This is a genomic window from Euzebya rosea, from assembly GCF_003073135.1.
Classification (GTDB): Bacteria; Actinomycetota; Nitriliruptoria; order Euzebyales; family Euzebyaceae; genus Euzebya; species Euzebya rosea.
The window spans coordinates 103,758-128,108 of record NZ_PGDQ01000002.1; the positions used below are offsets into that span (position 1 = coordinate 103,758).

Here is a 24,351-nt window from a genome sequence, read left to right on the forward strand (position 1 = left end):
GTTCCGCTGGACCGGGTGAGACCTCCCGGCAGCAGGGGGCCAGGAGGAACGATGGAGCACACGGCAGAGCTGCGCACCGCCGACGACACGAGTCGTGATGGCGTCATCGACGTGTCCGCGGACCCCACGTCCAGCGGGCTCGGCCTGGCGTTCACGACCTGGCACCGCTTGCTTCGCACCCTGCTGCTGGTCCACGTGCCGCTCCTGGCGATCTTCGCCTACTTCCGCGAGGTCGACACCGTCGTGTGGGCACCCCTGGTCGCCGTTCCTGCCCTGCTCGTCCTCGCGGCCAGCACGGTGGGGTCCGAACGGTTCCGGGCCGCCCTGATCAGCATCGGCTTCGTCTGGTGCTCGTGGTTGCTGATCTTCTGGTCGGGTGGGGCGATCGAGGCCCACTTCCATGCCCTCATCGTGATCGGGCTCGTCGGCCTCTACCGCGACTGGCTGGCGCTCGGCCTCGCCGTCGCCGCGCAGCTGGTCCTGCAGCTCGTCGTCGGCAACGTCGATCCGACACTGATCTACAACCACCAGGCCGCGGTGAACGCGCCGTTCGCGTGGAGCTTCGTGCACGTCTGCGCCGTGCTGGGGGCCGCGGCCGTGCCGGTGTTCTCGTGGCGCGGCACCCGTCAGGCCGAGGACGTCTCCGCCGAACGTGCCTCCGAGGCCACCGCGCAGAAGGCCGAGGCCCGTCGCCAGCGCGAGGTGTCGAAGGTCTACGCCACCGTGGCGCGCCGCAGCCAGACCCTGCTGGAACGGCAGCTCGACCTCATCGAGAAGCTGGAGCAGGACGAGAAGGACCCCTCGACGCTGCAGGACCTGTTCAGCCTCGACCACCTCGCCACGCGCATGAACCGCGAGGCGGCGTCGCTGCTCGTCCTCGCCGGTGGCGAACCCAACCGGCGTGTCGCCGGCCGCCCGCCGCTGTCGGAGGTCGCCCGCGGTGCGGTCGGCGAGATCGAGGACTACACCCGGGTCGACCTCGAGCTGGCCGACGACCGCACGGTCGAGGGCCGGGTCGTGGCGCCGCTGGTGCACCTGCTCAGCGAGCTGATCGAGAACGCAGCGAGCTACAGCCCGCCCGAGGCCCGTGTCCGGGTCGTCGGAGGCACGACCGCAGACGGGTCCTACCTGCTCCGCATCGTCGACCGTGGCATCGGCATCGACGCGGCCAAGCTCGAGCAGTACAACCACCTGCTCGCCAACCCGCAGACGATCAGCCCGAGCGACAGCCAGCGGCTGGGCCTGGACGTGGTCTCGCGCTTGGCAGGACGCCACGGCCTGCCCGTGCAGCTGTCCCACAACACCGACGGACCCGGCATCACCGCGACCGTCAAGGTCCCCGGTGAGCTGCTCAGCGAGCCGGCGTCCACGGTGCTCGAGCACGCGCCACCGGCCGCCGACATGCCCACGCCAACGGCGTTGGACGACGCGGGCGACCTCGACGCCGATCGTCCACGCGACGAACCCGCCCTGCCCACCACCGAACCGGCGCCACCCGTTCCCGTCCCGAGCACGGCCACGGAGCCGGACGCAGGGCCAACCCCCGTCCCGGTGGGCGGCGCCCCCGCCTGGGCGCAGGCCGTCGTCCGTCCGCCGAGCACCGCCGCGGCTGCCCCGACGACCCCGGCACCCGCCACGACCGCCCGCGGGCGCGGACGGTCGAGCAGCCCTGCCCCGACGCCCCCCGCCGCAGCCAGCCCACCAGCACCCGCCGCCACGGGCCCGGCGGCCCCGGCGACGACGGGCGGCGGATCGTGGTCCTACAGCGGTCACCTGGGCGGTCAGGACACCCCGTCGACGGCCCCGCCGAAGAAGCGACGCGGCATGTTCGGGCGCAAGAAGGACCAGGAGTCCGCCCCCGCCGCACCCCCGGCCGACCTCGCGCCCTCACCCATCGACGACGACATGGTCCCGGCCCGCGACGACCTCGATGCGCTGCTGAGCGCCAGCCGTCGCACGCCAGCGACGCCGGCCACGCAGCCCGCCGCGCAACCGCCGGCAGCGAGCCCCGCATCGCAGTCGCCACCCCCAGCGTCGACGGCGCCGACGCCGCAGGCGTCATCGATGCCGACGCCGCAGGCGTCATCGACGCCGACGCCGCAGGCGTCATCGACGCCGACCCCTGCAGCCCGTCCCGCGACGCCGGTCGAGTCCGACGCGGCCGCCGGCAACACCGGCGATGCGCCGGCCGCACCACAGCGACCTGCCGCCGGGTCACAGGCCGAGGCGGCCGCCCGCCTGCTGCAGGACCTGCCCGGTATGGGTGATCCCGTGACCCCGGCCCCCGTCGCCCGTCGCAAGCCCGTCGAGGGCGTCGGGATCCCCGGCCCACAGGGTGGGCGCGGACCTGCGGTACCGCCCCGGCAGGCCGACACCCCCGCGGACCAGCCGCCGTCGAGGCCATCGATCGGCGCCACCGCCCCGGAGGCGCCGCCGCTGCCACGACGCTCCACCGTGGGCCAGCCCCTCGACGAACCCGGTCGGGGCCTGTTCACCTCACGCGGTGGGGACCAGTCCCAGGACGCCGCCTCGGCCCCAGGGGCCACCGCGGCCCCGGGATCCACCGCACCCTCGGGGGCTGGCACGGCCTCGGCGGCTGCACCGGATCAGCCCGCAGCCTCGGAGCCCTCGCCCGAGGGACCAGCAGCGGCATCCCAACCGCGACCGACCGCGCCCGCCGTCGACGCCCAGGCCACCCAGTCGCCCACACCGGCGCTGCCGACGCGGCCCCGTCCCGGGGACCCCGCACCGGCGCCGTCCACCCCGTCCTCCGAGCCGGCAGATGCGTCCCCGGCCCCCTCGACCGAGGACAGCGGAGACCGCCCGACGTCGGAGATCGGGACCCCGCTGCCGCAGCGGCGTCGGGGGGCATCGCTGCCGGCCGCGCTGAAGAAGGGCGACGACGACGCCCGCCCGGCAGCAGCCGCGGCGGCGCCGGTCAGCCGTGAACAGTCCCGCAACTTGCTGTCGTCGTACCAATCACGACTTCAGGCCGGGCGCAGGGCTGCCGAGGAACAGGTAACGACAGACGACGCCCCGCCTGCCGATGGCGACGGTGCGGAAAGCGGCGATGACTCGTGAACGTGAACCATCTCTCCGACGACGCGCGCAACCTGAACTGGCTGGTGGCCAACTTCACCTCCAAGGTCCCGGGTGTGGCCAACACGCTCGTGCTCAGCGCCGACGGGCTGCCCCTCGCCCTGTCCGACAACCTCGACCGCGACGCGGCGGACCAGCTGAGCGCCATCGCCTCGGGACTGTCCAGCCTCACCCAGGGTGCCGCGCGCTGCCTGGCGGCCGGTGCGGTCAAGCAGGCGATCGTGGAGATGGAAGCGGGCTTCCTGTTCGTGCAGACGATCTCCGACGGATCGATCCTGTCGGTCCTCACCACCACCGACGCCGACCTGGGCCTCATCGGCTACGAGATGGCCCTGCTGGTCAGCCGTGTGGGCGATGTCCTCACCCCGGCGCTCCGCGTCGAGCTGCAGGCGGCACTTCCGTCGTGAGCGTGCCCGAGACCGATCCGCCGGAGCGGCCGTACACCCGGCTGACCCGGCCGTATGCGCTGACGGGCGGCCGTACCGAGCCGCCGGACGCCAGCCTTGCCATCGAGGCGCTGGTCGAGATGAGCTGGCGCGGCTACGACGCCCGTGACGACGTGCGCTTCGAGAAGGCCGAGATCCTGGACCTGACGCAGCGGACCATCAGCGTCGCCGAGGTCGCCGCACACCTCGACGTGCCGCTCGGCGTGGCGCGCGTCCTGGTCGGGGACCTTGCCGAGGAGGGGCTCGTGATCATCCACCCGCCACCGGACGCCGACACCGGCGGCGCCCAGGACCCCAAGCTGCTGGAGAAGGTGCTGCATGGTCTCCGCACGCTCTAGGAGTGCACGTCCCGCCGGCACCCGAGCGGTGTTGACCCCCACCAAGATCGTGGTGGCGGGCGGCTTCGCGGTGGGCAAGACCACGTTCGTCGGGTCCGTCTCGGAGATCGATCCGCTTCGGACCGAGGCGGCGATGACCGTTGCCTCGACTGGGGTCGACGACCTGTCCAAGGTCTCGCAGAAGCGGTCGACGACCGTCGCCATGGACTTCGGACGCATCACCCTGTCGGAGGACCTGCTGCTGTACCTGTTCGGCACACCCGGACAGGACCGGTTCTGGTTCATGTGGAACGACCTGTGCAAGGGCGCCATCGGCGCCATCGTGCTGGTCGACACCCGCCGGCTCGACGACAGCTTCGGGCCCATCGACTACTTCGAGGACCGCGGCCTGCCGTTCATCGTGGCCGTCAACGCCTTCGAGGGCATCATGCGGCACGAGCTCGAGGACGTTCGTTCAGCGCTCGACCTGCCGCCCGACATCCCGGTCGTGCGCACCGACGCACGCCTGCACGACTCCGTCCAGCAGACCCTCGTCACGCTCGTCGAACACGCCCTGCGGCGTGCGCGCGCCAAGCGATCCGCTCGCTGAGCCGGCCCGACGCCGCCGCGCGTGCGATCCGGACACACTGAAGGCCCGCCCCACGGCGGGCCTTCGGTGCATCATCGCGTCTGGGTGGGGGAGTCCCCGGGGGAGCGTGGTCGGTCTGCCGTCAGTCCAGCAGGAGCCAAGAGAGGACGCTCGGCATGACGGCGCCCGCGCGGGGGTGCGGGCTGGCGGCGAGGGCGGTGATCGTCGCGTCGAAGCCGACGAGTGCGATCAGGAGGTCGCCGACCTCGTCGTCGTGAACGTCCATCTCGAGGGCGCTCGCGACCACGTCGGGGGCGGGCCGGACGAGGCCCGGTTCGAACGTGTCGTGCTGGCCGATCATCTCGCGGATCCTCCTGGTGGTGGTGGGGTGTGACGCTGGCCAACACCGATGGTGGGACGCTGCGTCCCGAGGATCCCCGACTTGGTGCAGTCTTTGCCGACCCCAGACCGTTACCGGGCCGGGGCAGCCGATCGGTGGGTCACTGGGCGTCGGCGATGAAGAGGCCGCACACCAGCGAGTACAGGCCCATGGCCGCCTTCGGTTCCTCCATCGAGGCCAGGGTCAGGAAGGCCGCGTCCCACCCGATGCGCTCGACCAGCTGATCCACGGCGTCGTCGATGTGGCTGTTCTCGGCGATCAGGGCGTACGCGGTCAGGGTGTTGGCCAGGGCGTGCGGGTTCTTCATCGTCGGGCTCCGGGATCTGCGAGAGGGGGGTCTGCGGGTCTTGTCTGCGGGTGTGGTCTGCGGTGCCGCCGGTTGCGGCGTCTCGGGCAGGACAACGATCGGAAATCCAGAGCGTGACGGTCCGTGACCGATATTTCCCGCGACCCCCGTACGATCCCTGTCATGAGCGCGCAGATCCTCCGTGGCGGAACAGTGGTCAACGTCGACGGGCAGCGTCGAGCCGACGTCGTCGTCGACGGGGACCGCATCGTGGACGTCGTCGCATCCGGTGTCGACGTGGCCGGGGCGACCGACATCGACGTCTCCGGCTGCGTGGTGATGCCCGGCCTCGTGGACATCCAGGTGCACTTCCGCGAACCCGGCGGAACCGAGGCGGAGGACATCAGCTCGGGTGCGGCAGGCGCGGCCCGCGGTGGCATGACCGCGGTGGTGATGATGCCCAACACCACGCCAGCGATCGACCGCGTGGAGGTGGTGCGCGACGTGCGCGCCGCCGCGGCAGGTGCCCCCGTGGACGTCCACACCTCCTCGTGCCTGTCGGTGGATCGACAGGGCGAGCGGCTGGTCGACTTCGCGGCGCTGTACGCCGAGGGCGTCCGGGTCTTCACCGACGACGGCGACGTCCTCGCCGACGCGGGACTGATGCGACAGGCCCTGGAGGCCACGCTGGCCCTGCCCGGCATGGTCGTCAGCCAGCACTGCGAGGACCCGTCCCTCGTGGCCGGCGGCGCCATCAACGAGGGAGCGGTGTCGGCAGCGTTGGGTGTTGGCGGCCGGCCACGCGAGGCCGAGGAGGTCATCGTTGCCCGTGACGTGGCCCTCGCCCGGCTCACCGGGGGGCGCTATCACGTCCTGCACCTCTCGACGTCCCTGGCGCTGGCGCACGTGCGCCGGGCCAAGCGCGACGGCGCTCGCGTGACCTGCGAGGTCACGCCGCAGCACCTCGTGCTCACCGACGCCGACGTCGAACGCCTGGGCACCAACGGCAAGATGAACCCGCCGCTGCGGACCCACGTCGACGTGGCGGCGCTGCGCCAGGGACTCGTGGCCGGGGACGTGGACGCCGTGGCCACCGACCACGCCCCCCACCCGCCGGCGGCGAAGGCCCGCGACCTCGCGACGGCCCCACCGGGGATGCTCGGCGTGGAGACCGCGGTGTCGGTGGTGTGGACCCACCTCGTGTCGCGTGGCCTGATGAGCCCCTCACGGGCGGTGGAGGTGCTGTCGGCCTCGCCCGCCCGCATCGCCGGGCTCGAGGGCCACGGCCAGCCGGTCGCCCCCGGCAGCCCCGCGAACATCTGCGTGCTGGACCCCACCGAGACGTGGCGGGTCGAGCCGGCCACCATGGCCAGCAAGTCGCTGAACAGCCCCTTCGCCGGCGACACCCTCACGGGTCGGGTGCGCCTGACCATGCGACGTGGCGTGATCCAGCACCAGCTGGGCTGACGGGCCCGGCCAGAACTGGGCATGGACCGCCTGCTGCTACCAGTGGTAGCCTGAAACGCACGTTCAGTAGTGTGTGTCCGCGGTACGGCGGCCACACGCCACGAGGGTGGGAAGAGGGTCCATGCAGGTGGAGCAGACGACGGCCTCGATGACGCGGTACGTCGAGCACGGTCGCTACCTCGACGACGAGGTCGACCTGGTCGTCGCGCGGGTCCGAACCGCCTCCTACCCCACCCACACGCTGGCCGGGCGGCCGTGGCTGGCGGTGTCCCTCCCCGGTGCCGCGATCGCCGGGATGGGCTCCGAGGTCATCTTCGGAGCACCGCGAGCAGCCATGACCGACGACACCATCCGTGCGGCAGCCGCTGCCTGCGCGGACCTGTGGCTGGACGCGCGGTGGTACCCCGCCGACGTGCGCGGCTACGACCTGGTCCTCGCCACGACCATCACCGTCTCGGAGCCCGCAGGCATCGACCCGGTGGTCGCGAGCCTGCTGGACGTGCAGGCCGACGACGTCCGCCGTGCTCCCGCAGGTGGCGACGGCCCGCTGCGGTTCGTCCGCCTGTCCTGGCGCCCCGGCCGCCAGTCACGCACCGCGCGCTGACGTCGACGACGCCCGGCACCCCTCTCACCGGCAGGGCACCCGACCTCGAGGTCGAACGCGGCGCGCAGCGGCGAGCCCGGGCAGTAGTGTGCAGGCATGCGCCGGGCCGCCTCCTTGATGCTGCTGGTCGCCCTTGCCGCGTGTGGCGGGCCGCCAGCCGTCGACCCGACGCGTGGGCCGGTCCCCGCCGTCGGCGGCAGCGTCGGCGGGTGCGCGCTGTTCCCCGCCGACTCCCACTGGTACGCCACGGTCGCCGACCTGCCGGTCCATCCCTCCTCCGACGACTGGGTGGCCGCGATCGGCCGGGACGCGGGAATCCATCCCGACTTCGGCTCCGGAACCTTCGAGGGGCAGCCGATCGGCATCCCCATCACCCTCGTCGACGACGACGTGCCCGAGGTCGAGGTGACCTTCGACTTCGCCGACGAGAGCGACGCGGGTCCCTACCCGATCCCCGATGACGTGCTCGTCGAGGGCGGACCCGACGCCGACGGGGACCGCCACGTCCTGCTCGTCGACACCGACCGCTGCACGCTGTACGAGCTGTACGACGCACGACCCACCGACGGCACCGCGTGGACGGCAGGGTCCGGCGCGATCTTCGACCTCGCGTCCAACGCGCTGCGTCCGGATGGCTGGACGTCCGCCGACGCCGCAGGGCTCCCGATCCTTCCCGGGTTGGTCCGCTTCGAGGAGGTACGGACCGGGGTGGTCGACCATGCGATCCGGATGACCGCCCCCCGCACCGATCGAAGCTGGATCTGGCCGGCCAGGCACCAGGCCGGCGCGGCCGACGACCCGTCGCTGCCGCCGATGGGTGCATGGTTCCGCCTCGACCCGACCATCGATCCGACCGATTTCCCCGCGCAGGCGCGGCCCATCGTCGTCGCGCTGCAGACGCACGGGGCGATCCTCGCCGACAACGGCTCGGCGTGGTTCATCAGCGGTGTGCCCGACGACCGCTGGGACAACGACGCGCTCCGTGCCCTGCGGGACATCCCGGGCGACCGCTTCGTCGCCGTCGACACCGCCGGGCTGGTGGTCGACCCGGACTCCGGTGCCGCCCGCGGACCGGGGTCGGCCGCCGGTCGCGAGAGTGGCCGCCTGTCGGGCGCCAGCCGGATCGACACGGCCGTGGCCATCTCGCGTGCACAGTTCCCTGCCGGCGCCGATACCGTCTACCTCGCTCGGGCCGACAACACCGTCGACGCCGTCGCCGGCGGCGTGCTGACCGACGGCCCCATCCTCCTCGTCCCGCAGTGCGGCGAGCTGCCCGCCGTGGTGGCCGAGGAGATCGCCCGACTCGACCCCGCCCGCGTCGTCGCACTCGGCGGCACTGGCGCCGTCTGCGACACGATCCTGGAGGACGCACGAACCGCATGACCGACAACCACACCATCATTCCCCCGGCCGAGCTCGCCCAGCGGCTGCCCGCCAGCCTCCGGCTCGGGACCGCCACGTCCAGCTACCAGATCGAGGGTGCGATCCACGAGGACGGTCGGGGACCGTCCATCTGGGACGTCTACTGCACCCAGCCCGGGGCGATCGACGACGGGTCGAGCGGGGCGGAGGCCTGCGACCACTACCACCGCTGGGCAGACGACATCGCCCTGATGGCGGAGCTGGGCATGGAGTCCTACCGCTTCTCCATCGCCTGGCCACGGATCCAGCCGGAGGGACGAGGTCGGGTCGAGGACCGCGGCCTGGCCTTCTACGACCGGCTGGTCGACGGCCTGCTGGCCGCCGGCATCGAGCCCGTGCCGACGCTGTACCACTGGGACCTGCCCCAGGCCCTCCAGGACGAGGGAGGGTGGCCCGACCGTGACACCGCCGGGCGCTTCGCCGACTACGCCCACATCGTCGCCGAACGGCTGGGGGACCGGGTGACCCGCTGGGCCACGCTCAACGAGCCGTGGTGCACCAGCCATCTCGGCTACCACGCGGGCGCACACGCGCCCGGCCACACCGATGCGGCCGAAGCGATGGCAGCCGCCTACACGCTGCTTCGTGCGCACCACCTCGCGGACGCGGCCATCCGGGCTGCCGCGTCAGGGGCCGAGGTCGGCGCCGCCCTGAACGTCACCACCATCCACCCGCGCAGCGACAGCGAGGGTGATGCCGACGCGGCCAGGGCCCTCGATGCGGTGCGGAACCGCTGGTGGCTCGACGGGATCATCAACGGGACGGTCCCGACCGATGCGGTGGCCGCGTGGGAGGCCGCCGGCGGCACCCCGGACATGCGCGACGGTGACCTGTCCGGCCAGCGGCCCGACTGGCTGGGCATCAACTACTACTACTCCGAGACCGTGTCGTCGTTGCCGGAGGGCACCCAGCCGCTGCCCGACGCCTGCTGTGCGCCCGCCCGAAGCGTCGTGCCCACCCCGCCGCTCACCGCGATGGGCTGGCCGATGGATCCGGCGGCCTTCGCCGACCTGCTCCGCCGGGTGCATCGCGAATGGGGTCCCCTGCCGCTGGTCATCACCGAGAACGGTGCCGCGTTCGACGATCCGCCGGTGACCGCCGGTCGGGTCGAGGACCCCGACCGCATGGCCTACCTCAGCGACCACCTCTCGGCGATGGCCGACGCCATCGACGACGGCGTGCCGGTCGAGGGGTACCTGGCCTGGTCGTTCATGGACAACTTCGAGTGGGCACGCGGCTACGTGAAGCGGTTCGGCATCGTGCACGTCGACTACGACACGCAGGTCCGCACGCCCAAGGACAGCGCTCGCTGGTACGCCGAGCTGGTGGCGGCGGTGCAGGCGCGCCGCTGACCCGGGACCGGGCCGAGCCCGGGGGCGCCGCCGGGGGGCCCGGTCGGCGCTACCGGGCGGGCTGGCGGCTGGCCCGCTGCTCGGCCTCGGCCTTCAGGCCGTCGAGCAGGCGGCCGATGACCAGCCCCATGGCGATGCCGTTGACCCGGTCGGCGCCGGGGATCGGCAGCGGGGGCTTGCCCTGCGAGGTCCACGTCACGACCGTGGCGTCGCCCTCGGCGACGACCTCGGCTCGACCCCTGTAGTCCTTGATCGGCAGGCCGGACAGCAGCACGTACTCGTAGATGCCGGCGTCGGGGTCGAAGGCCACGACCTCCTCGCGGACCTTCGCCACGCCGCCCGCCCAGATCTGGCGGATGGCGCCCACGCCATCGGGGTGGCCCTGACCCTCGCGTTCGCGCACCGAGCTGCTGAGGTCGGTCCAGTCCGCCCAGTCCGCCGAGGCGGTGAGGGTGTCCCACACGAGGTCGCGGGGGGCGTTGATGCGGGCGGTGCGAGTGATCGTGGCCATGCTGCAGTCAACCATCCGGGCCGCCGCCGGAAGAAACCGGCGGCGGCCCTGCTGAGGCGTCGGACCCGGTTCGAGCCGGGCTGCGGTCGAGCGGTCCCGTGCGGGTGGCGGCTAGCGGGCGCCGGCGAGGACGCGCGGGTCCGGACGGCCCTTGCGGGCGGTGCCGTTGGGGAGGGCCAGCCGGCAGATCTTGGCGACGACGCTGCCGAACTGGGTGCGCAGGGGCCCCGTGTTGTAGGGCAGGCCGTAGCGCTCGCAGATCTCCTCGACCTCCGCGGCGATCTGCTGGTAGCGGCGGGCCGGCATGTCGGGGAAGAGGTGGTGCTCGATCTGGTGGGACAGGTTGCCCGACATGATGTGGAACAGCTTCCCGCCGGTCAGGTTGGCCGAGCCCAGCATCTGGCGGAGGTACCACCCACCGCGCGTCTCGTGCTCGACCTCCTCCTCGGTGAACAACGCCACCCCCTCGGGGAAGTGGCCGCAGAAGATGATGGTGAACGCCCAGACGTTGCGGATGAGGTTGGCGGCGACGTTGCCGGCGAACACCAGCGGCGCGATCGGCAGGCCGAGCAGCGGGAACAGGACGTAGTCCTTCAACGCCTGGCGACGGGCCTTGTGGCGGATGGCGACGATGACGTCCTGGGCCTCGTCGAGGGACTTGTCGCCGCTGAGGATCTTCTCGACCTCGATGTCGTGCAGCGCGACGCCCCACTGGAACAGCACCGCCAGCAGGAATCCCTTGACCGGGTTGAGCAGGGCCGAGGGGGTCCACTTCTCGTGCTCGGTCATCCGCAGGATGCCGTAGCCGATGTCGCGGTCCTTGCCGATGATGTTGGTGTAGGTGTGGTGCAGGAAGTTGTGGCCGTGCTTCCAGTTCTTCGCGGGGGCGGCCGTGTCCCACTCGAACTTGCTGGAGTGCAGGTTGGGGTCGTTCATCCAGTCGTACTGGCCGTGCATGACGTTGTGCCCGATCTCCATGTTGTCGAGGATCTTGGACACGGAGAGGGCGACGACGCCGGCGAACCAGGCGGGGGGCAGGAACCCGAGGAACAGCAGGCCGCGGCCCCCGATCTCGAGGCTGCGCTGCACCGCGACGATGCGACGGATGTAGGTGGAGTCGACCTCGCCGAGGTCGGCGAACTCGCGCTCGCGGATGGCGTCGAGGTCACGGCCGAGGGCCTCGACCTGCTCGGGCGTCAGCAGCGGGCGACCGTCGGCGTCGACGCCCCGGTGGCGGGCATCGGGAGCGGCCGTGGGCGCCGCAGCGGCGTCGGTGGCGGTCCGGAGGGGCAGGAGGGTGGACAGGGTGAACATGGTGGGCTCCGTGTCTGTCGATGGGGCGTGGGGGTGGGTGCGGATCAGAGGTCGAGCGAGACGTTGCCGACGGGCTGGGAGATGCAGAGCTGGACCTCGCAGCCCTCCCGGTCGTCGACTTCGCCGGTGCGCACGTCACGGACGGCGCCGGCGTGCTTGGTGGTGGTGCAGGTGTGGCAGATGCCCATGCGACAGCCGGCCTCGGGAGACAGTCCCGCAGCCTCGGCCTGCTCCAGCAGGGTGGTGCCGTCGTTGTGGGCGGAGACGCCGGCCCGGGCGAAGGTCAGCATGCCCTCGGGCATGTCGTCCCCGACGGGGGCGACCGGTGGGGCGAAGGACTCGGTGCGCAGCCGGTCGGGTGCGTCGGACCAGGCATCGCGGACGGCGTCGACCAGCCCGGGAGGGCCGCAGGCGAACGCGCTGGCGGTCGTGGGATCGATCCCGACGGCGGCCAGGTGGGCGGCCTCGAAGCGGCCGACGAGCGGGCCGACGCCCGCCGCACGGGTGAGGACGACGTGGGCGTCCCCGAGCGTCGAGAGCTCGTCGAGGAACAGCCCGTCGGCAGCCGTCCGGGCGTAGTAGAGGACGGTGACCCGGTCGCCGAGGCCCTCGGCCTGCATCGTGCGCCACATCGACCGCAGCGGGGTGATGCCGCTGCCGCCGCCGATCAGCACCAGCCGTTCGGGGCGTGGGAGTGGCAGCACGAAGTCGGTGCCCTGCGGTGCCGACAGGCCGACCGCCGCCCCGACCGCCACGCCGCTGGGGTCACCCGCGCCACCGCCGGTGAGGTGGCTCGACACCAGGCCGTCGGGGATGTGGGCGACGGTGATCTCGACCCGACCGTCCGCGCGGCGCGGCGTGTCGCACAGCGAGTAGCAGCGGGTCTGCCGTGCACCGTCCACCTGGCAGGTGACGAGGACGTGCTGGCCGGGGGCGAACGCCATCGGGCGCTCCGGGCGCAGGACCAGCGTGTGGGCGCGGGGGGTCTGCGGGAGGATCGCCTCGACGGTGGCCATAATGCGACCGGCGCTGGCCGCCGGACGGTAGGCGTCGCGGTACCCCTCGACGCCGTGGGGGTAGGTGAGGCCGTTCAGCACGAGGCGCTGGAGTCGGCGTGCGCTCGGCAGGGCCTTCGAGGCCCGCGGCAGCAGTGTGGTCATGGGATGCCCTCCCTGGACGAAGTGGATGTCTGACGATCAATGTGACACTAACTGGTGTAACAGTCAATGGCGGATCACTGATCGTCGGTACATCGTCCGTGGGGTGGACGCCGGCAGGGGAGTAGCATCGCGACGGTCCACCAGTCAGGGCCGTGCACACGGAATCGAGGGATCGTGTCGGAGGAGTGGGACCGCTACGGGATCTCGGGCTTCACCGACGCCGCCGAGATCGGTCGCGGCGGGTTCGGCGTCGTCTACCGGGCCCACCAGACGTCGCTGGAACGGGTCGTGGCGATCAAGGTGATCGGCACCCAGCAACGCCGCAGCCGGGTCGAGTCCGAGCTCCGGGCGCTCGGCACGTTGTCGGGCCATCCCAACATCGTGACCGTGTTCAGCCACGGCGAGTCGCCGAACGGCCACCTCTACATCGTCATGGAGTACCTGGCCGGTGGATCGCTGCAGGATGCGCTCGACATCCGGGGCGCCCTCCCGGTCGCGGATGTCGTCGACACCGGCGTGAAGCTTGCCGGCGCGCTGGAGACCGCCCACCGCCACGGCATCCTCCACCGTGACATCAAGCCGGCGAACGTCCTGGTCAACCGGTTCGGGGAGCCGCAGCTGGGCGACTTCGGCATCGCGCGCCTGCTGACGGCCGCCCACACCAGCACCACCGGCAGCGTCACCGGCACCCTGGCCCACACCCCGGCGGAGCTGCTGGAGGGCGAGGACGCGACCGTCCGGTCGGATGTCTTCTCACTCGGCTCGACGCTCTACACCGTGCTCACCGGACGGCCGCCGTTCGTCGACGACCCCGACATCACGGTCGCCAACCTGCTGTTCCGGATCGTGAAGGGCGACTACCCCGACATGCGGGAGCGCGGCCTGCCGGGCGCGGTGGCCGACGTCGTCGACGCCATGCTGGCCCGCGATCCCGCCGACCGGCCGGCGTCAGCGGAGGCGGCCGGCCAGCTGCTCAGGGATGCCCAGGCCTCGCAGGGGTGGTCGATGGCACCGATGTTCGTGGCCGACCGCACCCCCCACGCGGCGCCGGACCACCGGCCGTCGACTGCGGGTGAGCCCTCCGACACCGCCGACGTGGCCGTCGGGGGCGCGCTGCCGACGGTGCCCGTGGCGCAGCCGGAGCTCCCGACAACCGACCCGCCAGCGTCCGACCAGCCGCCGTCCGACCAGCCAGCGCTCGAGCCGCTGGTCGGGCCGTCCTCGGGCTCCGTCGCCGCAGGGGAGCGGGGCCGGAGCCGGCTCGTCGTCGGGGCGATGGCGGTGGTCGTCGTCGGCCTGGCCGGACTCGGGGTCGCCGTGTTCGCGGCCGGCGACGACGCTGGTGGGGCGCCGACCGAACGTGCCGCCCCGGCCCCGACCGCCGACGGCGCCACCGAGGCCGGCGTCGACGTGGTCGTCGTCCCCAAGCCCTCCGACGGCCCCACCATCGGCCCGCTGGCCACCGAGGCCGAGCTGCCGCTGCCGACGGTGACCATCGAGCTGGACCACCCACGGCCTGCCGACCTCGTGTTCTCCCTCGGGGTCCAGGGGGACGCCGACGGCCCTGCGTGCGAGGTCCCCCTCACCATGTCGGAGGCCGTCGACGACGGGGTCGTGGTGCTGGCGATGACGCTGCAGGACTGCGCCGACCTGCTGCCACCGACCGCCGAGCGCCGCTGGTTCCTGCACGTCGCCGACGTCGTGGTCGGGGAGGAAGGCACGGTCGAGGCCTTCGGGATCGACACCGACGCGGTCAGCCTGCGCGCGACCGAGCTGCCGATCGCGGTCCCCGACGACGACGCCGACGGCGTGACCCTGCTGCTGCCCGACGGCATCGGCCCGACGTCGACGCCGGCCGAGCCCACCGATCAGCCCGCCCCGTCGGGTCCCGCTCCGGCAGGTCCCGCCCCGGCGCCGAACCCACCGGCCCCGGCGCCGAACCCTCCGGCCCCCGTTCCCAACCCGCCGGCGCCGCAGCAACCACCACCGGTCGTCACGGCACCACAGCCACAGCCGGCCCCGCCGGACCCCCCGCCGACGGTGGCCGCCGACTGATCCTCAGGTCGTGTCGCCCGACCCGTCCTCGTCCGTGCCGGCCATCAGGTCGGTGATGACGTCGGTCATCACCTGACGGAAGACCGCCAGCAGGGCCTCGCCCGCGAGCGGTCGGATGCGATCGACCGCCTCGCGGATGGCGGTCCACTCGCCCTCGGGCCGACCACGGGCGTCCCACGGGGCCAGCACGGCCTCGTCGAAGACCTGCACGTATGCCGCGGCGATGGGCGTCACGTGCTCGCGGATGGTCTCCAGGACATCGAGCATGCGCTCGGGCGGCAACCCCATGTCGGCGAGCTCACCGCCGGCGGCGAGGACGCTCGGCAGCAGGATCTTCCACTGCTCACCGTCCTCCATCTCCTCCAGCAGCCCCAGCTCGGCCGCCCGGGCCGCGGTCCCCTCGTCCCACGTGCCGCCGGCCAACGCCTTGGCGAGGTCCTTGGCGGAGATCGCGACCGGTTCGTCGCTGACCCAGCCGTCGAGCACCGCACGCTTCAGCCGGCGCAGCTCCTCGGAGTCCACGCGGCTGGCCCCGCCGATCAGCCAGCCGATGGCCTGGAGGTTGAGGCCCTCCTCGGCCAGCTCGGTGATCAGGTTCAGCCGCTCGACGTGCTTCTGCCCGTAGAACCCCTGGCGCCCCTTGACCCGGGGCGGGGGCAGCAGGCCGCGGGTCTGGTAGTAGCGGATGCTGCGGCTCGACACCCCGGTCGTTGCCGCCAGGTCGTCGATCGTCATGCTGTCGCCGCGTCCCATGCCCCCAATGGTGCATCACCGCGCGCTGTCGTGTTCGCAGGGCGGGCCGGTCGGTCAGCGCGTCGCGAGGAGGGTGCGGCCCAGCCGGACCTTGCCGACCTCCGGGGCGATGTCGACGCCGTCCCACACCACCGTCCCGCCGAGCACCGTCGTGGTGACGATGCCCTCGGGGCGGTTGACCATGACGTCGTTGTCGAGGTCCTCGCGGTAGATGACCTCGATCGTCTCGTCGGGGTTCCAGGCGGCCAGGCGGTCGGGGTCGATGACGACCACGTCGGCGACCGCGCCCACGTCGAGGGTGCCGGCGTCGACCTGCCAGAAGTCCGCCGGCTCCTTGGTGAGGCGCATGACGTGCCGGGACACCTGGGACAGCCCGTCCTCGGCGGCCCACTGCAGGCCCCGCAGGTTGGCGTCGTAGAAGGCCATGTTGGTCAGGTGCGCGCCGGAGTCGTTGAACCCGGGCAGCGTGTGGCGATCGAACAACGCCTCGCGGGCCTTCGCCCGGTCGGTGTTGGCCGTCACGGCGTACCAGCGAAGGTCCAGGTCGTAGGTCCGCAGGAGGTGCACGAACGTGTCGGCGTCGTCGGGATCGGCCGGGAACCGGCGCAGCTCGGCGGCCTCGTCGGTGTCGCAGTCCAGCCGGCCGGCCTGGAAGGTGTGCACACGCTCCTGCAGCGCCGCGAAGGTCAGGCCGTCCCACGCCGGGACCGGTCGGGTGCCGTCGATGACCAGCTTGGCCATGTCGCGCGGCACCGCGTATGGCTCGTACCGCAGCTTCTTCAGCAGCCCCGGCAGCCCCTTGCCGTCCTTGCCGGCCATCCACATGGCGCGGAAGCGGGCCTGCCAGTCGGGGTCGTCGAGGATCGCCATGCGGGCGTCACGGTCCTCGAGGTCGGGTTCGTTGAGCTCACGCAGCTCGGGGATCTCCTCGAACAGCGGGGTCAGCGGACCGTCGGCCCAGACCTTGAACTCCGCAGCCAGGGCCTGCATCCGGAAGTTGCCGTTGAGCAGGCGGGAGTTGAAGGCCCGCATGAGGACCTTCGACAGCGGCAGGACCGTCCGGTCGGTGCCGATGTCCATGGCCGCGACGATGGTGGTCCGCAGCGGCGACCCGAACAACGTGCCGGACGTCAGCCCGAACGTCTTCACGGTGTCGACGGGCGAGTCCTTCGGCGGGGTGCCCTGCCACACCCGGTCGTGGTGCCGCACGACATGGGTGAGGGTCTTCAGCTCCTCGCGGGTGGTCCACTGCGAGGGGATCTTCGTCTTCCTGTTGGGGTCGTTGGCCAGGTAGTGGAACGGCAGGGCGTCGGTGGAGAACCCGGCGTACCCCTCCTTCATGGCCCGGTTCAGCAGCTGGGCCATGCGCACGATCTCGTCGTGGGAGGGGTCGCGGCTGACGGAGTCGCGCAGGCCCATGACCTCCGCACGCAGCATCGAGTGGGGAACCTGGGGGACGACGTTGGCGCCGAGCGGCTGGCGGTCGAGGTGCTCCAGGTACTCGCCCGTGGTCGACCAGTCGATCGCGTCGACCGCCCGCTGCAGGACGGGCTTGGGGATGTTCTCGACCCGCGCGAAGCAGTCCACGATCGGGTTCTCGACGTAGTCACCGTTGTCGCGCTGCTGGGCACCGAAGGTCGTGCCGAGGGAGCAGTTGGACATCACCACGGTGGTGGTGCCGTGCCGTGCCGCCTCGGGCAGGCCCGGCGCCAGCTCGACCTCGAGGTCGTAGTGGGTGTGGATGTCCAGCAGTCCCGGCGTGACCCACCTGCCGGCGGCGTCCACGACGCGCTCGGCCAGGCTGGCGTCCAGGTCACGGCCACGCGCGACGATGCGCCCGTCCGCGATCGCCACGTCCTCGGTCGTCGGCATGCGGCCGTGGCCGTCGAAGACCAGGCCGCCGGTGATCAGGATGTCCCAGGTGGTGTCGCGCATGAGGCGAAACAATAGTGTTTCTCCACTTATGGCGTCAAGGGGCCATCCGTCGTTCCATCGCCCGACCGGTGGCGGTCATCCGGTGCAGCTAGCCTGCCACCGATGTCGGAACCCGTTCGCCAGTACCGCTTCCAGCCCGCCCCCGGTGCGTGTGACCTGCTGCTGGTCCGCCACGGCGAGTCCGCGCCGGCCGTCGAGGGCCAGCCGTTCGCGACCGTCGGCGGCCATGCCGACCCGCCGCTGGCCGAGCAGGGGCAGGACGAGGCCCGGCGCGTCGCCGAGCGGCTGAAGGGTGAGGAGATCTCCGCCGTCTACGTGACGACGCTGCAGCGCACCCACCAGACCGCGGCGCCGCTGGCCGCCGAGCTCGGCATCGAACCCCGCGTCGAGGCGGACCTCCGCGAGGTGTTCCTGGGGGAGTGGGAGGGCGGCCTGCTGCGCATCCGTGCCCGTGAGCAGCACCCCACGGCCAGGGAGATGTTCGAGAAGGGCGACTGGGGTGTCATCCCCGGCGCCGAACCACGGGAGGAGTTCGCCGCCCGCGTCCGTGCCGGGATCACCCGTATCGCCGAGGCCCATCCCGATCAGCGCGTCGTCGCGTTCGTGCACGGTGGGATCATCGGCATGGTCATGCACCTGGCGTGCGGCAGCCACCCGTTCGCGTTCGTGGGGGCCGAGAACGGCTCCATCAACCACATCGTCGTCACCGAGGACCGCTGGATCATCCGGCGGTTCAACGACACGGGTCACCTCGCCACCGACCTCGACAAGCCGGTCCAGCCGCTGACCTGACGGAGGCACTCAGTCGACGCTGGCCGGCGTCGTCGCCCCGCCGTCATCGGTGCCCTCGGGCGACCATTCGTCGTGGAGGACGACCCGGTCGCGTCCCGAGCGCTTGGCCTCGAGCAACGCGCGGTCGGCGTTGGCGACAGCGGTCTCGAAGCTGTCGGCCGGTCCGGTGATCCCGGCCGATACGGTGAAGGACGGCGTGTCGCCCGTGAGCAGCGTCATGGCCAGGCTGGCCCGAACGCGCTCGACGGCGTCGGCGGCCTCCTCCGGTGAGGTCTCGGCCAGGACGACGACGAACTCCTCGCCGCCCCACCGGCCGATCAGGTCGTCGGGTCGGAACGTCGACCCCAGCACCCGCCCGAACTGGCGCAGGGCCCGGTCGCCAGCCGCATGGCCGTGGGTGTCGTTGATCCGCTTGAACCGGTCGAGGTCGCAGAATGCGACGCTGTAGGGCACCTCGCGAGCGGCGAGCTCGCCGACGGCGTCCTCCAGGCTCCGGCGGTTCAGCAGGCCGGTCAGGGGGTCGCGTTCGGCCTGCGTGCGGGTGGTCTCGAACGCGCGCAGCACACCGACGCGGTCCCCGGAGGTCTGCACGATCGCCTCGACACGACGCAGGTGGTCCGTGTCGGGTCGGGTGGGGGCGATCGTGTGGAGGATCCCGACGGCCTTGCCCATGACCTTCACCGGGCTGCAGACCGCCGTCCCGCCCGAGAGGTCACGACCGCGCAGCTGCGGGCAGGCGTCGTAGGCGTCGGCATCGTCGAAGGACAGCGCGGTGCCGCGGCGTATGGCCGGGCAGTCCATGGGGGTGGCCACGGCACAGGAGGGTTCGGCGTCGTCGGGGTGGGTGGTGGTGGCCCGGTACAGGTGGGCGACGGAGGAGTCCGCCATCAGCAGCTCCGCCCGCCAGCCCGGGAGCTCCTGACGGACGGCGTCCCTGGCCGTCGCCAGCGCCGCGTCCTCGGTCAACGACATCTCGAAGGCGCTGTGCATCCGCCCCTGCATGGCCTGGTCCGCGGAGAACGCATCGCGTTCGACGGATCGTTGGTGGGACTGTCGTCGCTGCCGACCGTTCACCCGCCCCACGAGCGCCAGGAGCAGGATGACGGCGGAGAGGACACCGGCCACCATGAGCCGCGCGAGGTCGGTCTCCTGGCGGACCCCGTCGAACTGGGCGTCCACCTCGGCCTCCTGCGCGGTCACGAGATCGTCGAGGAGGCCCCGGTAGGCCTCCATCGCGGTCCTGCCGTCGTCGGCGAAGACCAGCACGGCCTCGCCGGGGCTGCCCTCGCCCGCCAGTCGAAGGACATCGCTGTACACCTCGGTCACGCGCGAGCCGGCGGCCGACACGGCCTCGACGGCGTCCCCCTCGTCGACTTGGGCAAGGTCCGACAGCCGCTGTCGGTCGTCACGGGACTCGCCCAGCAGGCTGACGATCCCGGCCAGCAGCTGCGCGTGGTCGGCGTCGGGCTGGGTCAGGTAGCGGCTGACCAGCCGTTCGGTCTCGAGGTCCCGGAGCTGGAGGGCGTGCATGGTCTCGAGGAGCGCGACGTCCCGGTCACGCAGGTGGTCGATGTGTGCCATGACCGCGCCGGTCCCGCGGAACGCCTCGACCGCGATGCTGCCGACGAGCGCGGCCACGATCAACAGCCCGACGGTGACCACGTCGACACGTGGGAGCGTGCTGGTCGAGTGGTCAACGGCCGGCGGGGAAGCGGAAGTGGGCGTCGCGCGCGTGTCTGTCGTGTCCACGCCCGGCCCATCGGCAGGCCCGGCCACGACTCGAGCCAGCACGCGACATCGACCGGGAGTACGTTCTCGGCGCTGACCCCGCGCGCCCGCCGTGGGGCGACACCGAGGGAAAGGCACGACCATGTCGACCGCACCGGGCTGGTACCAGGCCGAGGGCGATCCTCCAGGCACCCACCGCTACTGGGACGGCCAGCAGTGGGCCTCCGACGCCCAGCCCATCGGGCAGGCACAGGGGCACCCGCCACAGGCGGCGACGCCCGCTCCGGGCGTGGGCGGCCAGTTCGGGACCCGTCAGGCCGTGCAGGGCAGCCACGAGGTCGACTACGAGATCTTCGGCGACGACATGCAGTTCGTCGAGGTCGAGCTGGACCCGGGCGAGACCGTCATCGGCGAGGCCGGCGCCATGATGTACATCGAGGACGGCATCAGCTTCGAGGTGAAGATGGGGGACGGCTCCGAACCCGACCAGGGGCTGTTCAAGAAGCTCGGCGGGGCCGCCAAGCGTGCGGTGTCCGGCGAGAGCATCTTCCTGACCCACTTCACCAACCACGGATCGGGCAAGGCCCGGGTGGCCTTCGCCGCTCCCTACCCGGGGTCGGTCCTGGCGGTCGACCTCGAGGACGTCGGCGGTCGGCTGATCGTGCAGAAGGACGGGTTCCTGGCCGCCGCCTACGGGACCCGGATCGGGGTGGCGTTCAACCGCAAGCTCGGCGCGGGCCTGCTCGGGGGTGAGGGGTTCATCCTGCAGGACCTGCAGGGTGACGGGAACGTGTTCATCCACGCTGGCGGTACCGTCGTGGAACGCACGCTGAACAACTCCACGCTCCGCATCGACACGGGCTGCATCGTCGCGATGGAGTCGACGATCGCCTACAACATCGAGCGTGCCGGCAACCTGAAGTCGTCGTTCTTCGGCGGCGAGGGATTGTTCCTGGCCACCCTCAGCGGCACCGGCCGGGTGTGGCTGCAGTCGCTGCCGTTCGAGCGGCTGGCCAGCCGTGTGGCGCGTTCGGTCGGGACCGGCGGCAGCGGCGGGGACCAGTCGGGCTTCAACATCAACTTCGGCTGAGCGAACGCACCGCGGTGGGGGGATGATGGGCAGGTGACCGAACCGGCCCCGCATCCCTTCGCCCCGGCCCCTCCGCCGACCAGCGTCCAGCCGCTGGAGGGCCTGGCGCTCGAGCCGCTGCAGCGACGGTTCGGGGCCGTGCCCGTCCTCGGCCTCTACGCGCTCGTCAACGGCCTGGTGTCGATCGCCGTCATGACCGCCGCCGCGCTGGTGACGGGCGTGCCGCTGGTCTTCCCGTCGCTGGGCCCCACGGCCTACCTGCTGTTCAGCGACCCCCTGGGCGGCGCCGCGGCGCCGCGCAACACGATCATCGGGCACGGCATCGGCGTCCTGGCGGGATGGGGGTCGCTGGTCGTCTTCGGGCTGCAGGACGTGGCGGCGGCCGACGCCATGGGCGCGACCCCCGGCCGGGTCGGCGCAGCCGCGGTGTCCCTCGCCCTCACCTCCGCGTTGATGGTGTGGTTGCGGCTGCCGCACCCGCCGGCCGCCGCGACCACCCTGATCGTCTCACTCGGGGTCCTGCCCCACCCGGAGGAGCTTGCCGTGCTGATGCTGGCGGTCGTCCTGCTGGCGGCGCAGGGGTGGATCATCAACCGGCTCGCCGGTGTGCCCGTACCCGTGTGGGCACCCCGCCGCGAGCCGATCTCGGTCCGGCCCGGCGGCCTGTCCGGCTGAGACGACCTGCGGCGCCCGGACGGGGACAGACGAAGGGGCCGCTCCGTCGCCGGTGCGGCCCCTGTCGTGCTCCGCCCTGTGGAACACGTTCGTTGCCCAGTGTTGTACGACAGGACGACCCCCCCGCGCACCATTTTTTTACGCGGACGCGACGCTGCCGTCACATTCCTGCCCTCGACCGGGGGTCGAAGGGCTCCGACGTCGCCTACCCGTCGTGCTCGGTCAGGAAGTCCAGCAGCTGCTCGACGGCCCCGATGAGCGGGGCCTCGAGGTCGGCGAAGGACTGCACGCCCCCCAACGCCCGCCGCCACACGTCGCGGTGGTCGGCCACGCCGAGGGCGGCGGCGATGCCCTCCTTCCACGGTTGCCCCTTGGGGACCGTCGGCCATGCCCTCAGCCCGAGGACCTTCGGCCGCACCCCGGCCCACACGTCGACGAACGGGTGCCCGGTGATCAGCACGTTGGGGTCACGCACCTCCGCGGCGATCCGCGACTCCTTGGACCCGCTCACGAGGTGGTCCAGCAGCACGCCGAGCCGTCGAGTCGGACCGGGGGAGAACGTGCGCACGGCGGCGGCGAGGTCGTCGGCACCGTGCAGCGGCTCGACGACGATCGCGAGCTCGCGCAGCTCGTCGCCCCAGACCTTCTCCAGCAGCTGGGCGTCGTGGGTCCCCTCCACCCAGATGCGTGACGCCCGCGCCACCTTCGGCGTGATCGCCTTGGCCACGACCGCCCCGCTCGCCGAGGTCAGCGTCGCGGGTCGGGTGATCGCCACACCCCCGCGGGTCACCCGCACGGGCTTGCCGTCCTGGGCGAAGCGGTCGGCCTCGAAGGGAAACGCGCGGCGACCGCCGTCGTCGTCGGCCTCCAGGGTGATGATCCTCCCGTCGACCTCCACGACCCGGCCGGTGAACCGGGTGGAACGGTCGGTCAGGCGGATGCCCAGCCGCAGGCTGACCTCCCGGGGCGGCGGGCGCTTCTTGGACGGGACGGCCAGGACGTCGGCGACGTAGCGGGGGCGGCGGTTCATGGCCCAACACGGTAGGTGGGGACCTGCCCGGTCGAGGCGAACCCTCCCGCGGCGCCGCCGCCCCGACCTGCCTGACCGGTTCCTGCTACCCGGTCGGGACGGATGCCGGCGTCCGGGCCACGTAGTAGCTGTTGAACCAGTCGCCCTCGACGGCCTCGACCCGGCAGTCCACGAACCCCGCGTCGGTGAGCATCGCCATCGCGACTTGCTCGCCCCACGCCGCACCGAGGCCGACGCCCCCCTGCGACAGGGACACCGCCATGCAGTGCAGGCACGACACGGTGTACAGGAACACGGGGGCCGCGAGGTCGACGTTCTCGTGCACGTGGCTGGATGCCCTCGTGTCGACCATCAGGAACGTCCCACCCGGCCGCAGCGCCCGCGCGACGTTCTCCAGCACGGCGGCCGGGTGGGCCTGGTCGTGGATGGCGTCGAAGGCGGTCACGAGGTCGAACGCGTCCTCGGCGGCCAGGTGCGCGACGTCGACCACGTCGAACCTCGCGTTGGACAGCCCCGCCGCAGCCGCCTCGGTCCGAGCCGCGTCGATCGCGTCGGGGGAGAAGTCGTAGCCCACGAACGTGCTGGCGGGAAACGCAGCCGCCAGCAGGTTGACGGCGTGCCCGCTTCCACAGCCGATGTCGGCGACGGCGATGCCCTCGGCGAGCCGGTCGGGGGCGCCGGGGACCAGCGGGACGATCGTGTCCAGCAGCAGCGCGTCGTGGACCGCCCTGCTGTCCTCTGCCATCAGCTGGTGGAAGGTCGGATAGGCGTCGTAGCCCACGCCGCCGCCGTGCCGGAACGCCTCGACGACGTCACTCTCGACGCGAGCGAGCAGCGGCACGAACTGCATGACGTGCGCCATGTTCTCCGGTCCCGCGTCACGGGTCAGGCACAGCGCGTGCTCGGCCGGGAGCCAGTAGGAGGCCGACGCGGGGTCGTGCTCGACGACGCGGGCGACGGTCATGGCGGCGAGCCATTCGCGGACGTAGCGCTCGTGCAGGCCGGTGGCCTCGGCGATCCGTTCGCTCGTCGCCGGTGGGAGGGTTGCCATGGCGTCGAAGAGGCCGACCCGATGGCCGATGCTGGCCATCAAGGCCAAGCAGGCCTCGTCGAGCACGGTCATCATCCGCCCGGCGAACGCCTCGACACGGGCGGGGTCGACACGAGCGGGGTCGGGGAGGGTGTGGGCGGTCGCTGCGTCGACGGTGGTCATCGCTGCCTCCTTGGGGTCGGGCCACGTGGTGGACACCGCCGACCGTCGCATCCACCGGGCCTCCCGCGCATCGGTCGAATCGTGTGACCTGTCGACCGGCTCGTGCATCGAAC

Annotated in this window: 22 protein-coding genes; 12 read left to right on the forward strand and 10 right to left on the reverse strand. The window is 72.2% G+C overall.

Features of this window, described 5'->3' with window-relative positions; translation table 11 throughout:
- Window positions 1-51: 51 nt before the first annotated feature.
- From CUC05_RS02145 to CUC05_RS02160, 4 genes are read left to right on the forward strand one after another with little or no spacing between them, the layout of a single operon-like run.
- A complete protein-coding gene (locus CUC05_RS02145) occupies window positions 52-3,081 on the forward strand; it encodes an ATP-binding protein (protein WP_108664445.1) in 3,030 nt (1,009 codons plus the stop codon).
- A gap of 2 nt (window positions 3,082-3,083) precedes the next feature.
- Window positions 3,084-3,506, forward strand: a complete 423-nt coding sequence (locus tag CUC05_RS02150; protein WP_108664605.1) for a roadblock/LC7 domain-containing protein — start codon at window positions 3,084-3,086, stop codon at window positions 3,504-3,506.
- Window positions 3,503-3,883: a DUF742 domain-containing protein gene (locus tag CUC05_RS02155; protein WP_108664446.1), complete on the forward strand. Its 381-nt coding sequence runs from the start codon at window positions 3,503-3,505 to the stop codon at window positions 3,881-3,883. Before CUC05_RS02150 ends, CUC05_RS02155 begins: the two co-directional genes overlap by 4 nt.
- The gene (locus CUC05_RS02160) at window positions 3,864-4,472 is read left to right on the forward strand and encodes a GTP-binding protein (protein ID WP_108664447.1); all 609 of its coding nucleotides are present in this window, start codon (window positions 3,864-3,866) and stop codon (window positions 4,470-4,472) included. The genes CUC05_RS02155 and CUC05_RS02160 overlap by 20 nt, the downstream gene beginning before the upstream one ends.
- A gap of 121 nt (window positions 4,473-4,593) precedes the next feature.
- On the opposite strand, the gene CUC05_RS02165 is transcribed toward CUC05_RS02160, so the two are convergent.
- Window positions 4,594-4,812 (reverse strand): hypothetical protein, encoded by a 219-nt coding sequence (locus tag CUC05_RS02165; RefSeq protein WP_108664448.1) that lies wholly within the window; start codon window positions 4,810-4,812, stop codon window positions 4,594-4,596.
- Window positions 4,813-4,951: 139 nt separating this feature from the next.
- On the reverse strand, window positions 4,952-5,158 hold the full coding sequence (locus CUC05_RS02170; protein WP_108664449.1) for a hypothetical protein: 207 nt from the start codon (window positions 5,156-5,158) through the stop codon (window positions 4,952-4,954).
- A gap of 162 nt (window positions 5,159-5,320) precedes the next feature.
- On the opposite strand from CUC05_RS02170, the gene CUC05_RS02175 reads away from it, so the two are divergent.
- From CUC05_RS02175 to CUC05_RS02190, 4 genes are all read left to right on the forward strand, one after another.
- Window positions 5,321-6,604 carry a dihydroorotase gene (locus CUC05_RS02175; RefSeq protein WP_108664450.1) on the forward strand — a complete coding sequence of 428 codons (1,284 nt, stop codon included), beginning with the start codon at window positions 5,321-5,323 and terminating at the stop codon, window positions 6,602-6,604.
- 121 nt (window positions 6,605-6,725) lie between these two features.
- A complete protein-coding gene (locus CUC05_RS02180; protein ID WP_108664451.1) occupies window positions 6,726-7,208 on the forward strand; it encodes a hypothetical protein in 483 nt (160 codons plus the stop codon).
- A 96-nt stretch (window positions 7,209-7,304) separates the two neighbouring features.
- Complete coding sequence (locus CUC05_RS02185; RefSeq protein ID WP_157965120.1) at window positions 7,305-8,591, forward strand: cell wall-binding repeat-containing protein; 1,287 nt, start codon at window positions 7,305-7,307, stop codon at window positions 8,589-8,591.
- Window positions 8,588-9,982, forward strand: coding sequence for a GH1 family beta-glucosidase (locus tag CUC05_RS02190; RefSeq protein WP_108664452.1), 1,395 nt, complete (start codon window positions 8,588-8,590; stop codon window positions 9,980-9,982). The genes CUC05_RS02185 and CUC05_RS02190 overlap by 4 nt, the downstream gene beginning before the upstream one ends.
- Before the next feature lie 49 nt (window positions 9,983-10,031).
- Here CUC05_RS02190 and CUC05_RS02195 read toward each other — a convergent pair whose 3' ends face one another.
- The 3 genes from CUC05_RS02195 to CUC05_RS02205 all read right to left on the reverse strand — a co-directional run bounded on the left by CUC05_RS02195 (window position 10,032) and on the right by CUC05_RS02205 (window position 12,967).
- Window positions 10,032-10,493: an SRPBCC family protein gene (locus tag CUC05_RS02195; protein ID WP_108664453.1), complete on the reverse strand. Its 462-nt coding sequence runs from the start codon at window positions 10,491-10,493 to the stop codon at window positions 10,032-10,034.
- 111 nt (window positions 10,494-10,604) lie between these two features.
- A complete protein-coding gene (locus tag CUC05_RS02200) occupies window positions 10,605-11,807 on the reverse strand; it encodes a fatty acid desaturase family protein (protein ID WP_108664454.1) in 1,203 nt (400 codons plus the stop codon).
- Between the two features lie 44 nt (window positions 11,808-11,851).
- Window positions 11,852-12,967: a flavin reductase family protein gene (locus CUC05_RS02205; protein WP_108664455.1), complete on the reverse strand. Its 1,116-nt coding sequence runs from the start codon at window positions 12,965-12,967 to the stop codon at window positions 11,852-11,854.
- A 174-nt stretch (window positions 12,968-13,141) separates the two neighbouring features.
- Here CUC05_RS02205 and CUC05_RS25070 point away from each other — a divergent pair, with 174 nt between their 5' ends.
- A complete protein-coding gene (locus tag CUC05_RS25070; protein ID WP_108664456.1) occupies window positions 13,142-15,022 on the forward strand; it encodes a serine/threonine-protein kinase in 1,881 nt (626 codons plus the stop codon).
- A 3-nt stretch (window positions 15,023-15,025) separates the two neighbouring features.
- Here the strand turns inward: CUC05_RS25070 and CUC05_RS02215 are convergent, their stop codons facing one another.
- A complete protein-coding gene (locus CUC05_RS02215; protein ID WP_108664457.1) occupies window positions 15,026-15,775 on the reverse strand; it encodes a MerR family transcriptional regulator in 750 nt (249 codons plus the stop codon).
- A gap of 54 nt (window positions 15,776-15,829) precedes the next feature.
- Entirely contained in the window at window positions 15,830-17,710 is a 1,881-nt protein-coding gene (locus CUC05_RS02220; protein ID WP_108664458.1) for an N-acyl-D-amino-acid deacylase family protein, read from the reverse strand.
- Window positions 17,711-17,812: 102 nt separating this feature from the next.
- Here CUC05_RS02220 and CUC05_RS02225 point away from each other — a divergent pair, with 102 nt between their 5' ends.
- Window positions 17,813-18,502: a histidine phosphatase family protein gene (locus CUC05_RS02225; protein ID WP_108664459.1), complete on the forward strand. Its 690-nt coding sequence runs from the start codon at window positions 17,813-17,815 to the stop codon at window positions 18,500-18,502.
- A gap of 9 nt (window positions 18,503-18,511) precedes the next feature.
- Here the strand turns inward: CUC05_RS02225 and CUC05_RS02230 are convergent, their stop codons facing one another.
- Window positions 18,512-20,164 (reverse strand): diguanylate cyclase, encoded by a 1,653-nt coding sequence (locus tag CUC05_RS02230; protein ID WP_108664460.1) that lies wholly within the window; start codon window positions 20,162-20,164, stop codon window positions 18,512-18,514.
- A 208-nt stretch (window positions 20,165-20,372) separates the two neighbouring features.
- On the opposite strand from CUC05_RS02230, the gene CUC05_RS02235 reads away from it, so the two are divergent.
- Together CUC05_RS02235 and CUC05_RS02240 are read left to right on the forward strand one after the other, a co-directional pair.
- A complete protein-coding gene (locus CUC05_RS02235) occupies window positions 20,373-21,320 on the forward strand; it encodes a TIGR00266 family protein (RefSeq protein WP_108664606.1) in 948 nt (315 codons plus the stop codon).
- A 33-nt stretch (window positions 21,321-21,353) separates the two neighbouring features.
- Window positions 21,354-21,995, forward strand: a complete 642-nt coding sequence (locus CUC05_RS02240) for an HPP family protein (protein ID WP_205712093.1) — start codon at window positions 21,354-21,356, stop codon at window positions 21,993-21,995.
- A 205-nt stretch (window positions 21,996-22,200) separates the two neighbouring features.
- On the opposite strand, the gene CUC05_RS02245 is transcribed toward CUC05_RS02240, so the two are convergent.
- Window positions 22,201-23,025, reverse strand: coding sequence for a DUF3097 family protein (locus tag CUC05_RS02245; RefSeq protein WP_108664461.1), 825 nt, complete (start codon window positions 23,023-23,025; stop codon window positions 22,201-22,203).
- Window positions 23,026-23,110: 85 nt separating this feature from the next.
- Window positions 23,111-24,238: a class I SAM-dependent methyltransferase gene (locus tag CUC05_RS02250; RefSeq protein WP_108664608.1), complete on the reverse strand. Its 1,128-nt coding sequence runs from the start codon at window positions 24,236-24,238 to the stop codon at window positions 23,111-23,113.
- Window positions 24,239-24,351 lie beyond the last annotated feature (113 nt).

Excerpts from the sequence above, each read along its gene's own strand:
- CUC05_RS02145 (WP_108664445.1), top strand. The coding sequence starts at position 52 with ATGGAGCACACGGCAGAGCTGCGCACCGCCGACGACACGAGTCGTGAT.
- CUC05_RS02160 (WP_108664447.1), top strand. The coding sequence starts at position 3,864 with ATGGTCTCCGCACGCTCTAGGAGTGCACGTCCCGCCGGCACCCGAGCG.
- CUC05_RS02165 (WP_108664448.1), bottom strand. The coding sequence starts at position 4,812 with ATGATCGGCCAGCACGACACGTTCGAACCGGGCCTCGTCCGGCCCGCC.
- CUC05_RS02170 (WP_108664449.1), bottom strand. The coding sequence starts at position 5,158 with ATGAAGAACCCGCACGCCCTGGCCAACACCCTGACCGCGTACGCCCTG.
- CUC05_RS02175 (WP_108664450.1), top strand. The coding sequence starts at position 5,321 with ATGAGCGCGCAGATCCTCCGTGGCGGAACAGTGGTCAACGTCGACGGG.
- CUC05_RS02180 (WP_108664451.1), top strand. The coding sequence starts at position 6,726 with ATGCAGGTGGAGCAGACGACGGCCTCGATGACGCGGTACGTCGAGCAC.
- CUC05_RS02185 (WP_157965120.1), top strand. The coding sequence starts at position 7,305 with ATGCGCCGGGCCGCCTCCTTGATGCTGCTGGTCGCCCTTGCCGCGTGT.
- CUC05_RS02190 (WP_108664452.1), top strand. The coding sequence starts at position 8,588 with ATGACCGACAACCACACCATCATTCCCCCGGCCGAGCTCGCCCAGCGG.
- CUC05_RS02195 (WP_108664453.1), bottom strand. The coding sequence starts at position 10,493 with ATGGCCACGATCACTCGCACCGCCCGCATCAACGCCCCCCGCGACCTC.
- CUC05_RS02200 (WP_108664454.1), bottom strand. The coding sequence starts at position 11,807 with ATGTTCACCCTGTCCACCCTCCTGCCCCTCCGGACCGCCACCGACGCC.
- CUC05_RS02205 (WP_108664455.1), bottom strand. The coding sequence starts at position 12,967 with ATGACCACACTGCTGCCGCGGGCCTCGAAGGCCCTGCCGAGCGCACGC.
- CUC05_RS02215 (WP_108664457.1), bottom strand. The coding sequence starts at position 15,775 with ATGGGACGCGGCGACAGCATGACGATCGACGACCTGGCGGCAACGACC.
- CUC05_RS02220 (WP_108664458.1), bottom strand. The coding sequence starts at position 17,710 with ATGCGCGACACCACCTGGGACATCCTGATCACCGGCGGCCTGGTCTTC.
- CUC05_RS02225 (WP_108664459.1), top strand. The coding sequence starts at position 17,813 with ATGTCGGAACCCGTTCGCCAGTACCGCTTCCAGCCCGCCCCCGGTGCG.
- CUC05_RS02235 (WP_108664606.1), top strand. The coding sequence starts at position 20,373 with ATGTCGACCGCACCGGGCTGGTACCAGGCCGAGGGCGATCCTCCAGGC.
- CUC05_RS02245 (WP_108664461.1), bottom strand. The coding sequence starts at position 23,025 with ATGAACCGCCGCCCCCGCTACGTCGCCGACGTCCTGGCCGTCCCGTCC.
- CUC05_RS02250 (WP_108664608.1), bottom strand. The coding sequence starts at position 24,238 with ATGACCACCGTCGACGCAGCGACCGCCCACACCCTCCCCGACCCCGCT.